Annotated in this window: 14 protein-coding genes; 6 read left to right on the top strand and 8 right to left on the bottom strand. The window is 57.9% G+C overall.

Annotated elements, in window-relative coordinates; all coding sequences use genetic code 11:
- Positions 1–21: 21 nt before the first annotated feature.
- The 4 genes from DWQ09_12930 to DWQ09_12915 all read right to left on the bottom strand — a co-directional run bounded on the left by DWQ09_12930 (position 22) and on the right by DWQ09_12915 (position 2,894).
- Positions 22–990 carry a ketoacyl-ACP synthase III gene (locus tag DWQ09_12930; protein KAA3627229.1) on the bottom strand — a complete coding sequence of 323 codons (969 nt, stop codon included), beginning with the start codon at positions 988–990 and terminating at the stop codon, positions 22–24.
- On the bottom strand, positions 987–2,015 hold the full coding sequence (locus tag DWQ09_12925; protein KAA3627228.1) for a phosphate acyltransferase PlsX: 1,029 nt from the start codon (positions 2,013–2,015) through the stop codon (positions 987–989). Before DWQ09_12925 ends, DWQ09_12930 begins: the two co-directional genes overlap by 4 nt.
- Positions 2,016–2,153: 138 nt before the next feature.
- Entirely contained in the window at positions 2,154–2,333 is a 180-nt protein-coding gene (locus DWQ09_12920) for a 50S ribosomal protein L32 (protein ID KAA3627227.1), read from the bottom strand.
- Positions 2,334–2,369: 36 nt separating this feature from the next.
- A complete protein-coding gene (locus tag DWQ09_12915; protein KAA3627226.1) occupies positions 2,370–2,894 on the bottom strand; it encodes a hypothetical protein in 525 nt (174 codons plus the stop codon).
- A 523-nt stretch (positions 2,895–3,417) separates the two neighbouring features.
- On the opposite strand from DWQ09_12915, the gene DWQ09_12910 reads away from it, so the two are divergent.
- The 4 genes from DWQ09_12910 to DWQ09_12895 all read left to right on the top strand — a co-directional run bounded on the left by DWQ09_12910 (position 3,418) and on the right by DWQ09_12895 (position 7,262).
- Complete coding sequence (locus DWQ09_12910; GenBank protein KAA3627225.1) at positions 3,418–3,648, top strand: hypothetical protein; 231 nt, start codon at positions 3,418–3,420, stop codon at positions 3,646–3,648.
- A 64-nt stretch (positions 3,649–3,712) separates the two neighbouring features.
- Positions 3,713–5,506 carry an oxaloacetate decarboxylase subunit alpha gene (oadA, locus tag DWQ09_12905; protein KAA3627224.1) on the top strand — a complete coding sequence of 598 codons (1,794 nt, stop codon included), beginning with the start codon at positions 3,713–3,715 and terminating at the stop codon, positions 5,504–5,506.
- A 15-nt stretch (positions 5,507–5,521) separates the two neighbouring features.
- Entirely contained in the window at positions 5,522–6,661 is a 1,140-nt protein-coding gene (locus tag DWQ09_12900; GenBank protein ID KAA3627223.1) for a sodium ion-translocating decarboxylase subunit beta, read from the top strand.
- Positions 6,662–6,671: 10 nt separating this feature from the next.
- Entirely contained in the window at positions 6,672–7,262 is a 591-nt protein-coding gene (locus DWQ09_12895) for a septum formation inhibitor Maf (GenBank protein ID KAA3627222.1), read from the top strand.
- A 6-nt stretch (positions 7,263–7,268) separates the two neighbouring features.
- On the opposite strand, the gene DWQ09_12890 is transcribed toward DWQ09_12895, so the two are convergent.
- The 3 genes from DWQ09_12890 to DWQ09_12880 form a co-directional block, all read right to left on the bottom strand.
- Positions 7,269–8,249: a S49 family peptidase gene (locus DWQ09_12890; protein KAA3627380.1), complete on the bottom strand. Its 981-nt coding sequence runs from the start codon at positions 8,247–8,249 to the stop codon at positions 7,269–7,271.
- 59 nt (positions 8,250–8,308) lie between these two features.
- Positions 8,309–8,950 (bottom strand): HAD family hydrolase, encoded by a 642-nt coding sequence (locus DWQ09_12885; protein ID KAA3627379.1) that lies wholly within the window; start codon positions 8,948–8,950, stop codon positions 8,309–8,311.
- 101 nt (positions 8,951–9,051) lie between these two features.
- A complete protein-coding gene (locus tag DWQ09_12880; protein KAA3627221.1) occupies positions 9,052–10,005 on the bottom strand; it encodes a 23S rRNA pseudouridine(955/2504/2580) synthase RluC in 954 nt (317 codons plus the stop codon).
- Between the two features lie 148 nt (positions 10,006–10,153).
- On the opposite strand from DWQ09_12880, the gene DWQ09_12875 reads away from it, so the two are divergent.
- Together DWQ09_12875 and DWQ09_12870 are read left to right on the top strand one after the other, a co-directional pair.
- Entirely contained in the window at positions 10,154–10,444 is a 291-nt protein-coding gene (locus DWQ09_12875; GenBank protein KAA3627220.1) for a hypothetical protein, read from the top strand.
- 146 nt (positions 10,445–10,590) lie between these two features.
- A complete protein-coding gene (locus tag DWQ09_12870) occupies positions 10,591–13,557 on the top strand; it encodes a ribonuclease E (GenBank protein ID KAA3627219.1) in 2,967 nt (988 codons plus the stop codon).
- Between the two features lie 74 nt (positions 13,558–13,631).
- Here the strand turns inward: DWQ09_12870 and DWQ09_12865 are convergent, their stop codons facing one another.
- The gene (locus tag DWQ09_12865; protein ID KAA3627218.1) at positions 13,632–14,117 is read right to left on the bottom strand and encodes a low molecular weight phosphotyrosine protein phosphatase; all 486 of its coding nucleotides are present in this window, start codon (positions 14,115–14,117) and stop codon (positions 13,632–13,634) included.
- Positions 14,118–14,135 lie beyond the last annotated feature (18 nt).

The following is a 14,135-nucleotide window of genomic DNA, read 5'->3' as shown; positions in this document are numbered from 1 at the left end:
CCGAGAAGGTTAAATCAACGATCAGTAGACCGCCAGCACTGAACCCCAGGTAAATCCGCCGCCAAACGCCTCTAGCAGCAGTGTTTCCCCACGTTTGATCCTGCCGTCCCGTACTGCCACATCAAGCGCCAATGGAACAGAGGCCGCCGAAGTGTTTCCGTGTTCAGCCACGGTCATTACAACTCGGTCCATGGGCATTTTGAGCTTCCTCGCGGTGGCCTCGATGATGCGGCGGTTAGCCTGGTGCGGAATGAGCCAATCAATATCCCCTTTTGCCATTTGGTTTGCAGCAAGGGTTTCATCGACAATGCGGCCAAGTGTGCGCACAGCCACCTTGAACACCTCATTACCACGCATCTGCGTCCAGCGGTTCGTTTCCGAAAGCGCAGCGTAACCCTGCCCGACTCCCCAGGGAACTCCGAGCAGGTCCTCGTAGCAGCCATCGGCGTGGAGATGTGCGGAGAGAATACCGGCTTCGTCGGAAGCTTCCAGTATCGCTGCGCCCGCCCCATCGCCGAACAACACGCAGGTGCCGCGATCCGTCCAGTCGATGATACGCGAAAAGAGCTCTGCACCAACCACCAGCGCGCGCCGGGTACCGCCAGCACGGATGAATTTTTCCGCGACCCCCAGTGCATAGACAAATCCGGTACACGCGGCAGCCACATCAAACGCCGGACTGTTGCGTATGCCCAACCGGTTCTGCAGCAAACACGCGGTACTCGGAAAAACGCGGTCAGGGGTCGAAGTTGCGAGCACAATCAGATCAATATCGTCCGGACCTACACCGGCTGCCGCCATGGCCTGCCGAGAAGCAATCTCCGCCAAATCGGTACAGGTTTCATCGTCTGCCGCGATATGCCTTTCACGGATGCCGGTTCTTTCCTGGATCCATTGGTCGCTGGTATCAACCATGCGGGCGAGATCCTCATTGGTCAATACCTTTTCCGGCAGATATCCACCGGTTCCCGCGATACGCGCGTACCTCAACCCACTTGCCTCTGGCTAAACAGCTCTTCGAGTTTCCGACTTATATTCTGGGGCACCGCGTGATGCACCTCGAGCTGAGCAATTCGAATGGCGTTGGCAAAGGCCACAACATCCGCGGCACCATGGCTTTTGATCACCGTCCCCTGCAAACCCAGCAGGCTCGCGCCATTGTAGCGTCGCGGATCTATACGCCCACCAATTCTACGCAACACCGGCAGAGCCAAGGCCCCCGCAATGCGCCCGTATATGCCGCGCGTGAATCCCTCTTTGAGAAACTGTGCGATCATGTTGGCCACGCCCTCTGCGCTTTTCAGCATGACGTTGCCGACGAATCCGTCGCATACCACAACGTCCGCACCGCCCTTGAAAATATCATCGCCTTCAACAAATCCAATGTAATTCAAAGGAGTGTTGCTCAAAAGTTGAGCTGCCTCCTTGACAACCTCGTTGCCCTTGATTTCTTCCTGACCAACATTGAGCAGGCCAACTCGCGGGCGTTCCGTCTTATCGACAGCGGTTGAGAGCACCGAACCCATAATCGCCAATTGCACGAGATGTTCGGCGTCCAAATCGACGTTGGCTCCGAGGTCAAGCACGTGGGTGTGCCCCTCTAAAGAAGGTAAAGCAGTAATGATCGCCGGACGATCAATCCCGGGTAGCGTCTTCAGCACAAACCTGGCAATCGCCATGAGTGCACCTGTGTTCCCCGCGCTGACACAGGCATCGGCCACACCCTCCTTTACCAGGTTGATGGCCACCCGCATCGACGAATCTTTCTTGTTGCGCAGCGCATGGGATGGCAATTCATCCATGTCGACCCGCTCTGTGGTGTGGCGTATCGACAGCCTGTTGCGGGTGTCAGCCGGCACATCACGAAACTGCGCCTCGACAGTGGTTTCGTCACCGACCAGGATGATGCGCATCGCTGCATTTGCGCGCAGCATCTTGATCGCAGCCGGCACCACTACAGACGGCCCAATATCTCCGCCCATGGCGTCCAGCGCTATGGTTATCGGTTCACTCATGCGTTACCGGTTCGGCGTTGACGCCTGATTCTTAATTGCCCTGCCTTTGGGCAAGCCCCAAGCACGAGGCCCCACTCTTCGAAACCCTGGAGGGGCTTCGAGTCATGAGAGTCGCAGCTAGAGAGAGCAGGCGCTGGGTTATTCGCCCTTGGACTGAACGACTTTACGACCCCGGTAGTAACCCTCTGCGCTTACATGATGGCGAACATGGGTTTCACCCGTGCTGGGTTCAATCGAGAGGGTTCGCGCTTTCAATGCGTCGTGAGCACGGCGCATACCGCGTTTGGAAGAGGTTTTGCGATTCTGTTGAACAGCCATCTGCCTGTTTCTCCTAATTTAGATCTCATTAAGACTTCAGTTTCGTCTCTTTAACTGCTCCAGAACGGCGAACGGATTGGGCTCCTGCTCCACGCCGCCCTGCAGCGTTGGTTCACCGCTGCGCCATACATGCTGCTTGGCGCAGGATCCGGCGGTATGCTTCGCCTCCTGCGGGAGCGCCAGTAACAACTCATCTTCCACCACTTCAACCAGCGACAATGAACCCTCGTCGTAGATCAATGGCTCTGCATCATCGTGGAGAGCGGACGCACTCCTATCGTCACTTACGGTAAGCAGATTCACCGGCTTCTCAAGTGCCAGCTCAATCGGCTCAAGGCAGCGTTGGCATGTCATAAAGACACGCGCAGACACCCCGCCTGTGATCCGTACCCGGCCCAGGGCCTCGACCGCGAAGAAGAGTTCGATCTCCGCCTCGCCAGCGCCCTCTACAATCACCGCGGCCAGGCGGATCATCCGCTCCAGCCCCAGTTCGCCAGCAAGCCGCACACCCCGCTCAGCAAGGCGCACAGGATCAATGCGTTCCGGGAGCCGCGACGACATAAGCGCGGAATGGTAGTGCTTTTATGCCCCTGTCGTCAAAAGGAAAACACCAGGAATCGGGACCTCGAAAGCCTGCGAAGGATAGCCCATAGCTCCATCGGCATCGCCCGTCGGCGGGCACTTCGGGGGCCTTCGCTTCGTATCTGTACACGCTTTTGGCGATCCCGACCGGGGAGCTGAACGCCTATCCGGGTAGCTGCTCCCCGGCCATATCGAATTGCGCATAGCACAAAAACCGGGTAGATTATCGCCGGTTCGAAGGGGTTTTTACTCGTAACCCGCTGATTTTTTAATAAATAATTTTACACCGTCAGGAAGAAGCGGGCTCGCGGCCGGGCCATTGGATCGCATCTTCTACCAGATAATCATCCTGGGCAATCCACGCGTAAATGGGCGTTGACTGCGCGTGTGTCCGCTGCACTAGATGGGGCAAGATACTCAAGGCCGAGTGGGTGGGCGCCGCCTCGAGGCTTGAGTTTGTCGACTTGACAGGGGGAAATCCGTGGAAACCTCAGCCCTATTGATGGAAGGTCTGCAGCTCATGGTATTGGGCATGGGCGCCGTTTTCCTCTTTCTGAGCCTTTTGGTTGTCGCAATGCACCTCACATCGCGTGTTGTTCGCGTGATTGACGAGCATCAGGAACGATCGATCCCGACGACCCAGGCGTCTGCCGGTATGGCGCAGGCCGATAGCGATGCAGTGATCGCCATCGCTGCTGCGGTTCACCGCTATCGTCATACCCACAAGCACTGATAGTGATCCGGCTATTTCGGGCTGTCCTTGCGACGAATCGAACGCCGGAGGAGATTAGCGAACCATGAAACAATCCCTAGGCATCACCGAGGTCGTGCTGCGCGACGCTCACCAGTCGTTGCTTGCTACTCGCATGCGCCTCGAAGATATGCTGCCCATCGCCGAAAAACTGGACAGTGTCGGTTTCTGGTCGCTGGAAGTATGGGGCGGCGCGGTTTTTGACTCTTGCATCCGCTATTTGGGGGAGGATCCCTGGGAACGACTGCGCCAGCTGAAAAAAGCCCTGCCCAAAACTCCGTTGCAGATGTTGTTTCGCGGTCAAAACATTCTCGGCTATCGTCACTACGCCGATGACGTGGTCGAGGCTTTCGTCGAGCGCTCCGCGCTTAACGGTATCGACGTCTTCCGCATCTTTGATGCGATGAATGACGTGCGCAATCTGGAAACAGCCGTCAAAGCCACTCTGAACGCAGGCAAGCATGCGCAAGGCACCATTTCCTACACGTTGAGTCCGGTTCATACGGTGCCAATGTGGGTGGATATGGGTAAGCAGTTGGAAGACATGGGCTGTCATTCTCTGTGTATCAAAGACATGGCGGGCCTGCTCAAGCCCTATGTTGCAGAGGACCTGGTAAGCCGTCTCAAAGAGGCCTGTGCCATTCCTATCGCACTCCACTGCCATGCCACCACCGGGCTCAGTACGGCAACCATCGTCAAGGCTGCGGGCGCCGGCGTTGACATGGTCGACAGCTCCATCTCCTCAATGTCGATGACCTACGGGCACTCACCCACCGAGTCGGTCGTAGCCATATTCGAAGGAACCGAGCGCGATACGGGGCTCAACCTCCACCTGTTGGAAGAGATCGCCGCCTATTTTCGTGAGGCACGTAAGAAATACGCAAAGTTCGAAGGCAGCCTCAAAGGCGTGGACTCAAGAATTCTGGTGGCGCAGGTACCTGGTGGAATGCTTACCAATATGGAGAATCAGCTGCGCGAACAGGGAGCAGCCGATAAACTCGATCAAGTGTTGGAAGAGATCCCCCGCGTTCGCGAGGATCTGGGTTACATCCCGCTCGTTACCCCTACCTCACAAATCGTGGGCTCGCAGGCGGTCTTCAACGTGCTGATGGGCGAGCGGTATAAAACCATTACCAAAGAAACCGCGGCATTACTCAAGGGCGAGTATGGGGCGACACCCGCTCCCGTCAATCGTGAGCTGCAGTTACGGGTGCTGGAGGGGTCGGAATTGATAACTTGCCGGCCGGCGGATCTCATCGAGCCGGAGATGGAGCACCTTACCGCGGAGTTGACAGAAATCGCCACGCAAAAAAGTCTCGATCTGGCGGAGCGGCTGGAAGAGGACGTGCTGATTTATGCGCTCTTCCCGCAGATTGGGCTGCGCTATATCGAAAACCGCGGCGATCCGGATGCATTCGAATCACCACCTGGCGCAGAAACAACAGCGGAACAAGTTTTAACGGAACCCGGCGCCTCCGCTTCGAGTGCAAACACTTCGATGGAACACTACAGCGTTACTGTCAATGGATCGACCTATCAGGTTACCGTGGGCCCGGCTGGGGCGATCACAGACGTGCAGCCGGTCTCCGCGGCATCAGCTGTTAGCGCGCCCGCCTCCGGTACAACAGGTGAACCCGTCACTGCTCCCCTTACCGGCAACATCTTTCAGATCAAAGTGAAAGCGGGACAAAAGGTAAACGCCGGAGATGTGGTGATCATCATGGAAGCGATGAAGATGGAAACCGAAGTGCGCGCGGTAAAAGCGGGCACTGTACGCGAAATCGCCATCAAGGAGGGCGATCAGGTGCAGTCTGGCGATACCCTCTTTCAGCTGGCCTGAGCCGCGAAGCACACAATGGATCTCGAACTCTTTGACAAGCTCTGGGTGACCACCGGGATAGCCAGCATCACCTGGGGTGAAGTGCTGATGATTAGCGTAGGCGGACTATTGCTCTACCTCGCCATTGCCAAGCGCTTCGAACCGCTGTTGCTCGTTCCCATCGGGTTCGGTGCCATCCTCAGCAATATTCCTCTTGCCGGCATCGCTGGACCCGATGGTTTGCTGGGCTGGTTATCGACCGTTGGCCTGAGCACAGGTGTCTTCCCGCTGCTGATCTTCATGGGTGTGGGTGCGTTGACCGACTTTGGACCGCTGATTGCCAATCCCAAGACCCTGCTGCTGGGGGCAGCGGCGCAATTCGGCATCTTCCTGACTCTGATCGGCGCATTGGCGATGAATGCCATTCCCGGCTTCGATTTTTCACTTTCCGATGCCGCCGCTATCGGCATCATAGGTGGGGCGGACGGACCTACGGCAATTTTCCTGGCTTCTCGTCTGGCGCCAGATCTACTCGGTGCCATCGCTGTCGCGGCTTACTCCTACATGGCGCTGGTGCCGTTGATTCAGCCACCCATCATGCGACTGTTGACGACCGAAAAAGAGCGCCGGGTTGTGATGCAGCAGCTACGCCATGTCTCAAAACTGGAGAAGATCGCCTTCCCGCTTCTGGTGCTCTTGCTTTGCCTCCTGCTTCTACCCACCGCAGCGCCACTGATCGGTATGCTGACGTTCGGCAACCTGTTGCGGGAATCGGGTGTCGTCGAGCGCCTCAGCCGTACCGCGCAGCACGAACTTATCAATATTGTCACCATCATGCTCGGACTGGCGGTGGGATCGAAGCTCTCGGCCTACAAGTTTCTCAAGCTCGAGACATTGGGCATTCTTTGTCTCGGTGCTGTGGCTTTTGCCGTGGGCACGGCAGCGGGTTTGTTGATGGGCAAGCTGATGTACCGCATCTCCGGCGGCAAGATCAATCCACTAATTGGCGCCGCCGGGGTTTCTGCGGTTCCCATGGCAGCACGTGTCGTCAACAAGGTTGGTTTGGAAAGTGACCATCACAATTTCCTGTTGATGCACGCGATGGGGCCAAATGTGGCTGGAGTCATCGGTTCCGCCGTTGCAGCGGGGGTCTTGTTGGCGATCGTAGGCAACTGAACGGGATCCAATGGGCGTATCTCCTGCAGTACTGGTGCTCGCTTCCACCTCGCCTTTTCGCAAGGCCATCCTGGAACGGTTGGGTATTCCCTTTGTTACCGCTGCACCAGCTGTCGATGAACATGCACGACCTGGAGAAGCGCCGGAAGCATTGGTGGCGCGACTATCCGAAGCGAAGGCGCGAGCCGTCGCCGATCGGTTTCCCGAAGCCCTTATTATTGGCTCCGATCAAGTGGCAATCGTGGACGGTAAAATAGTCGGCAAACCCGGCACCCATGAAGCTGCAGTACAGCAGTTGCGAAACGCCTCCGGGCACACCGTTCGATTCGTGACCGGATTGTGCGTACTCAACAGCGTGAGTGGCGAAGCAGAGGTCGAAGTAGTTCCCTTCGAAGTGACCTTCCGGCCGTTAAGCGACGCGCAGATCGAGCGCTACCTCCAACGCGAAAAACCCTACAATTGCGCCGGCAGTTTTCGTTCTGAAGGCCTTGGCATTGCCCTGTTTGAAAAGATGCACGGAGACGATCCCAACGCCCTCGTCGGCCTGCCTTTGATTCGGCTTATCACACTGTTGGGAAATGCCGGCCTCTCGGTCATTTAAACGTCATCACCGGATATTGCCTGCACCCAATGTCAACAGACTGTTGGCCATGGCCATACCTAAGCGATCCGTTACGCGCTGCAGCAAATCCCGGCGCGGCGTGAAATTGCGCATTTGATCGGCGCCTATCACCTCACGCGCAACCTCGCTGGCACTGCGCAGTTCATCGACCAGACCCAGCTTCAGCCCCTGTTCCCCCGTCCACATCAAGCCGGTAAACAGCTGTTCATTCTCCAGGAGCCGGTCTCCTCTACCTTCCTTGACGGTCGCAATGAATTGCTTATGAATGGTATCTAGCATGTTCTTTACGTGGCGTACCTCGGACTCCTTCAACGGCAGGAAGGGGTCCAGTAATCCTTTGCTGTCACCGGATGTCAGCAAGCGTCGCTCCACACCCAGCTTCTCCATCGCCTCGACAAATCCGAAACTGTCCATCCGCACGCCAATGGAGCCGACGATACTCGCTTTATTGGCGTAGATCTTGTCCGCGGCTGCGGCAATGTAGTAACCACCGGACGCACATACATCGGTCACTACCGCATAAAGGGGTATCGCCGGGTGCTTTGCCCGCAACCTTTTGATCTCATCAAATACATACCCTGCCTGCACCGGGCTGCCGCCAGGGCTATTGATGCGCAAAATGACTCCTGCAGTCTTGTCGTCTTCAAACGCCGCACGCAAGGCACCGACAATATTGTCGGCGCTGGCATCCTGATTGGCTGCAATAACTCCCTCGATGTCAATCAGCGCCGTGTAACGCCCGCTCGGGATCGGTGTCGCGCTTTGCCAGTCACCGAGAAAGACGAAAAGCAACGCAAAAAGGTACACGAATGTTAACGATTTAAACAAAATCCCCCAGCGTCGGGAGCGCCGTTGTTCCCGCACCGATTCCAGCAGAATGCTCTCCAGGATCTTCTGCTGCCAAGGGCTTCTATTACCTCCCTCGTCGAAGGGATAATCGGGGGGAATGCCAGCCGATCCCGGCATCCAACGATCAGAATCCTTACCCCTTTTGCGCTTAAAGATCATCGAAACCCCTCTTCAATTCAGCAATCCGGTTCACGATTTACTGCCCAAGGCCGGTTGCCAGTCAGCCAACCCGGTAAATCGCAGATGTCATCCAGACAACCCAGCGGCGAGTGTTTCAACAAGCGATCCGCAGAGTGGACACCATAGGAAACCGCTAAAGCATGAGTGAGCGCGTTGTTTGCCATCTGCATATCGTACTCCGTATCGCCGATCATAAGACCTGCTTTGGGATCCACGCCAAGTGTGTCGAAGATATCAATCAACATTTCCGGGTGGGGCTTGGAAGCGGCCTCATCGGCACACCGGGTAACATGAAAGAATCTGTCGCATTCTGTTTCTTTGAGCGCCTGATCGAGCCCGCGGCGTCCTTTTCCTGTCGCAATCGCCAACCTATACCCCGATTCATGCAATGTTTGCAGCGTGTCGTACGCTCCGGGAAAGAGCTTCGACGGTGTCTGTTCATGACCTAAAAAATGGTGGCGATAGCGAGCCACGAATTCTCTGGCGAAAGTCTCATCACTGCCGGGAAAAAGCATTTCTATGGCCTCGGGTAACCCCAAACCGATCACGTTGCTCATTCGCGCATGTGGCAGGGGCGCCAGGCCAAGATCAGCCACCGCAGCGCGCATACACGCGACAATCCTTGCCTCCGAGTCCATGAGCGTGCCATCCCAATCAAATATCAGCAATTGAATAGGGTTGTTCACGGAAACCTCATCTCATGAACTCATTGACCGGTAAATACCACATGAAGTTCGCATCAGCTCGCCAGCGCCTCCAGAACATCCTGCAAATCTTCCGTGAGCGGTGAGCGGACACAAATCTTCCGCCCCACATCCGGAAAGGAAAACGAGAGTGAATGTGCGTGGAGGAAAAGGCGGCTCAGTCCCGCCTTCCTGAGATCTCGATTACAGGTGTCGTCACCGTACTTCGTATCTCCCGCCAGCGGATAACCCAGGTGCGCGGCGTGAACCCGGATCTGATGGGTGCGTCCGCTCAGCAACTGGGCCTCGACCAATGTAGTGGCAGCGTACTGCTCCAGCGGATGAAACTTGGTTGCCGACGATTTTCCGCCCGCGTCGACGCGTACATGCCGCTCGCCACTTCGCAACACATTCTTGCGCAATGGGGCATCGATCAGCCGATCACCGCCCTCCCAGAGCCCGCAGACAAGTGCCAGGTAGCGCTTCTCCAGGGCGTTGGCTCTGATGAGTTCATGCATTTTCCGCAGGGCGCTGCGTCGCTTGGCCAATATCAGACAGCCTGACGTTTCGCGATCCAGTCGATGTACCAGTTCCAGCTCCTTCAGCTCAGGACGCAACAACCGCATCGCCTCGATCAGGCCATAGTTGACGCCACTCCCACCATGAACCGCCATCCCCGACGGTTTGTCGAGGATCAATAGGCGGTCGTCCTCGTAGAGCACCGCTGCACGGAGTCTGTCCAGGGCGCGCTGTCCTGGACTCACATGGCGCTCCTGCGCCAGGCGCAGGGGCGGAATCCGCACTTTATCCCCCTCTTGCAGACGGTAGGCGGCCTCGATTCGTCCCTTGTTCACCCGCACCTCACCTTTACGCAGGATTCGATATATACGGCTCTTGGGCACCCCTTTCAGACGCCGAATCAGGTAGTTGTCGATGCGTTGGCCAGCTTCATCGTCAGTGATAGTCAGCAACTGGACCGCAGGGATGGGACGACTTTGAGGTTCATTCATAGGCCAATGATATCATTAGCGTTTCCAATTGATGGTGTGAACAAAGGCTGATATATTGCCTAGGCGATTACGCTAGGTGCGAATTTACCTGTGCACCCGGAGTGGGGTTGAGTCAACAGGCCCCACCGCAGGCAAGCCCCACCTGCCCATGGCAAACTGGCAGAATTTGGCTGTGCCGCGACAAATCGGATTTGACGACTTAATGAAACGAGTTTCCCGAGCCACCACCTATAAGGTGGTTGGCTCGAACAGGGTTAAGGTCGCCCGCCCCCTCTTAACCTGGGCGACATTGAACAAAGCGCCCTTGTCCGTGTCGCCTCAAGCGCGGACCTGGAAGTTGGCCGAAAGCGCTGACAGGACATTTGAGAACGCCCGTAGGAAGCTGCATCAACGCTTGCGCTCCCTCCCCGGACAGTACCGGTGTGGCGCCATACTGTAACCTGCAGCACGATGGCTGATGTTCCAGCCTGGTTCATGCACCGCTGGTAAATGACGTGTAGAAAAAACACGCCGTTCCAAGGTGGATGTCTGCCAGTCGGTCCGCCGTGGCCGTCATAGACATGAAGGCGCGGAGAGATACTCCGCATGAAAAGAATGCTGATCAACGCAACTCAACCGGAAGAGTTGCGAGTGGCCATGGTGGACGGCCAAAAACTGTACGACCTCGACATCGAAACCGTCGCGCGGGAACAGAAAAAGGCCAATATCTACAAGGGTCGTATCACCCGCATTGAACCCAGTCTTGAAGCCGCCTTCATTGACTACGGCGGCGAACGCCATGGCTTTCTTCCCCTCAAAGAAATCGCGCGCAGCTACTTCGCGCCTGCGGCACTGGAGAATACAGGCCGCGCCAGTATCAAAGATGCCCTCAAAGAGGGGCAGGAGCTGGTGGTACAGGTAGAGAAAGAGGAGCGTGGCAACAAAGGGGCGGCATTAACCACCTTCGTTAGCCTTGCGGGGCGCTATTTGGTCCTGATGCCTAACAATCCCCGCGCAGGTGGTGTCTCACGCCGCATCGAAGGCTCGGACCGCAGTGAACTGCGGGATGCCCTGAGCGAGTTGGATATCCCGGAAAGCATGGGGCTGATCATCCGCACCGCCGGTGTCGGCCGATCCGTCGATGAACTCCAGTGGGATCTCGAATACCTGCTGCACCTATGGGAGGCCATCGAGCGCGCAGCCGCCAACCGCAGTGCACCGTTTCTTATCTACCAGGAGAGCAATCTCATCATTCGCGCTCTGCGCGATTATCTGCGCGCAGAGATCGGCGAAATTCTGATTGACGATCCGGAGGTGTACCGCCAGGCAAAAGTCTTCATGGAACAGGTGATGCCTCATAACCTGAACAAGGTGAAGCTCTACTCCGATGCCACGCCGCTGTTTAACCGTTTCCAGATTGAGAGTCAGATCGAAAGCGCGTTCAACCGTGAAGTTCGTCTACCTTCGGGCGGCGCTATCGTCATCGACCATACCGAAGCACTGACCACTATTGATGTGAACTCCTCGCGCGCTACCAAAGGCGGTGATATCGAGGAGACAGCGCTCAACACCAATCTGGAGGCCGTGGACGAACTGGTCCGTCAACTAAAACTGCGCGATACCGGTGGTCTGATCGTCATCGACTTCATCGATATGACACCAGCACGCAATCAACGCGAAGTTGAAAACCGCCTCAAGGAAGCGCTGAAGCAAGATCGCGCCCGTGTGCAGATCAACCGTATATCGCGTTTCGGCCTGCTGGAGATGTCCCGCCAGCGGTTGCGGCCTTCTCTGGGTGAGTCCAGCCAGATCGTCTGTCCCCGCTGCAACGGGCAAGGCACTATTCGCGGCGTAGAGTCATTGGCACTGTCGATACTGCGCATCGTTGAAGAGGAAGCCATGAAAGCAAACACTGTGCGTGTCGTGGCGCAGCTACCGGTGGAGGTTGCCACCTTTCTTCTCAACGAGAAGCGCGAAATGATCCAGGCGCTGGAAGAGCGCAATAAGGTACGGCTGATGCTGCTGCCGAATCCGCATCTGACAACTCCGCAGTATCAGGTCGTCCGTCAGAGGGCCAGCGATATCGCCGAAGGATCAGAGGGCACTCCCAGCTACGAAATGATCGACAAAATCGAGGAGATCGTCCCTGATGCGACCGATATGCGCCGGCCCGCGGCGGAGGAACCGGCGGTAAAAAGCCTGGCACCGTCCGCTCCAGCGCCGGCGCGTGCGCCCGAAAAACAGGAAGCAGCCGGGAATGGCTTCTTCAAGCGCTTGTTCGGCGCCCTGTTTGGGAACCGCAAGGACAAGACACCAGAGATCGAAGCGAAGAAACCTGCCAAAAAAACCACTCGCAATGCACCGGCGCGTGGGCGTCCGACGCGCAGCGATCAACCGGGGAGAAGTGAAGAGCGACGTCCCCGCCGCGGCAGCAACACCAACAGCCGTCGTGGCAGTGAGCGCGACCGATCCCGTGACAACGGCGGCCAGGCAGGCTCCAAAGGCGAAAAACAGGCCGTTGCACCGCGTGCGGAAACATCCAAAACCCAACGCAAGGCGGTCGCGCCGGCGGACTCCACTGCCAGCAAAGGGCCAGAGGCAACCGCCGGACCCGAGGATGCCGCTACGCAGGAAGCCGGCACGCGTTCGCGTAATCGCCGCGGTCGGCGTGGTGGTCGCCGTCGTTCCGGACGTGGCGATCGCGAAGGAACCGCTGACACTGGAGAGACGGCGACACAGGAAACCACTGCTGCCAAGGCGCAGGAGCCGGCAAAACCCAGGCAGATCGAAACGCGCAGCCCCGTTGCGCCACAGAGCCCCGTGGCTGCACCCTCCGCGCCGCCGCAAGCTGCATCCGACACAGCACAGCCAGAGGCACCGCCCGCCAAGACGCATCCGGCGACGCCTGCAGCGGTTCGTCCGGCTGCCGTCTCCACACCATCCCCCACTGCGAGCGTGCCAGCGGCTCCACCCGCCGCGGCGCCGAGCCCGGTACCCGCGACGCCGGCTACCCCCTCGCCAGTGTCGGCACCCGCACCTGCGGTACCCGGTGGCGGCGCGCAAAACACGCCGACCGCTCGCCCAGCCGGCGTTGAGTCCAAGCCGACGCCCGCGGCGTCAGAATCGCTGCCCGTTGTGGAACCGGCACAGGCAGCTAGGCCCGCGCGGCCCGCAGAGCCCGCCAGTACACGGCCTGTGGAGCAGACTCAGCCGATCCCAATGGCAGTCAAACCGGCGACAGCGGCACCTCGGACAGAGTCCAAGCCGGCCGCAGCGCCGTTCACCGGCCCAGAAGAATCCTCCCCGCGAACCAACACCGGGAGTGTAAATCCGCTTGCTCCCACACGTGCCGATGCGCCATCCGCGGCGCCGCCTGTTGAGTCGCCAGCCCCACGACCGCCAGCCTCACCGGCTCCCGAGCCGCGCCGGGCACCCCCTCCCGCGGTCGAGGCACAACCGGTAGAAACGCGCCCGGCAACCCCGACGCCACTACCACCAGCAACGAAACCCTCCCCCACGGTCGGCGAGCCTCGTCCCGTGACTCCGCCAGCACCGCGGTCGGACGACAATTGAACGGTTTCAACTAGGGAGAAAACAAGGGGCAGACTCTCACGAGTTGCCCCTATCTTTACCTGCCTGATTCCTTACTATCCACTCAGGTCGTCGCACACCTTGTGCAATAGACCCTGCGCCGCACTTTCAATCATATCCAGGACCTGTTCGAAACCGCGCGCTCCACCATAATAGGGATCGGGGACATCGCTCTGCCCGAGGTGCGGCGCAAACTCCATGAACAGGCGCAGCTTCCCCTCTTGCCCGGGTGGACACAGCGCACTCAAAAAATCGAAATTGTCGCGATCCATGGCCAGCACGTAGTGGAATCGCACGAAATCCTCGGGCACCGCGGCACGAGCCCGTATATCACTGAGATCAACGCCACGCGTCTTGGCAGCCAGCTGTGAACGCCGATCAGGGGGTTCACCGATATGGTAGGCATGGGTGCCCGCCGAATCCACCAGCACCCTGTGCTCCAGATTGTTCTCGCGCAACAGTCGACGGAAAACGCCATGAGCCGTGGGAGACCGGCAGATATTCCCCATACAGCAGAACAGCACACTGATTGGCTCACTCATGAGATCAATTACTCTTGT

The sequence above is a fragment of the Pseudomonadota bacterium genome (genome assembly GCA_008501635.1).
Taxonomy (GTDB): domain Bacteria; phylum Pseudomonadota; class Gammaproteobacteria; order QQUJ01; family QQUJ01; genus QQUJ01.
This window is presented reverse-complemented; position numbering and strand designations above follow the sequence as displayed.

Bases quoted from the DNA above. Each gene is read 5' to 3' on its own strand.
- DWQ09_12925 (KAA3627228.1), bottom strand. From the start codon at position 2,015: ATGAGTGAACCGATAACCATAGCGCTGGACGCCATGGGCGGAGATATT.
- DWQ09_12920 (KAA3627227.1), bottom strand. From the start codon at position 2,333: ATGGCTGTTCAACAGAATCGCAAAACCTCTTCCAAACGCGGTATGCGC.
- DWQ09_12915 (KAA3627226.1), bottom strand. From the start codon at position 2,894: ATGTCGTCGCGGCTCCCGGAACGCATTGATCCTGTGCGCCTTGCTGAG.
- DWQ09_12910 (KAA3627225.1), top strand. From the start codon at position 3,418: ATGGAAGGTCTGCAGCTCATGGTATTGGGCATGGGCGCCGTTTTCCTC.
- oadA (KAA3627224.1), top strand. From the start codon at position 3,713: ATGAAACAATCCCTAGGCATCACCGAGGTCGTGCTGCGCGACGCTCAC.
- DWQ09_12900 (KAA3627223.1), top strand. From the start codon at position 5,522: ATGGATCTCGAACTCTTTGACAAGCTCTGGGTGACCACCGGGATAGCC.
- DWQ09_12895 (KAA3627222.1), top strand. From the start codon at position 6,672: ATGGGCGTATCTCCTGCAGTACTGGTGCTCGCTTCCACCTCGCCTTTT.
- DWQ09_12890 (KAA3627380.1), bottom strand. From the start codon at position 8,249: ATGCCGGGATCGGCTGGCATTCCCCCCGATTATCCCTTCGACGAGGGA.
- DWQ09_12885 (KAA3627379.1), bottom strand. From the start codon at position 8,950: ATGGACTCGGAGGCAAGGATTGTCGCGTGTATGCGCGCTGCGGTGGCT.
- DWQ09_12880 (KAA3627221.1), bottom strand. From the start codon at position 10,005: ATGAATGAACCTCAAAGTCGTCCCATCCCTGCGGTCCAGTTGCTGACT.
- DWQ09_12875 (KAA3627220.1), top strand. From the start codon at position 10,154: ATGGCAAACTGGCAGAATTTGGCTGTGCCGCGACAAATCGGATTTGAC.
- DWQ09_12870 (KAA3627219.1), top strand. From the start codon at position 10,591: ATGAAAAGAATGCTGATCAACGCAACTCAACCGGAAGAGTTGCGAGTG.
- DWQ09_12865 (KAA3627218.1), bottom strand. From the start codon at position 14,117: ATGAGTGAGCCAATCAGTGTGCTGTTCTGCTGTATGGGGAATATCTGC.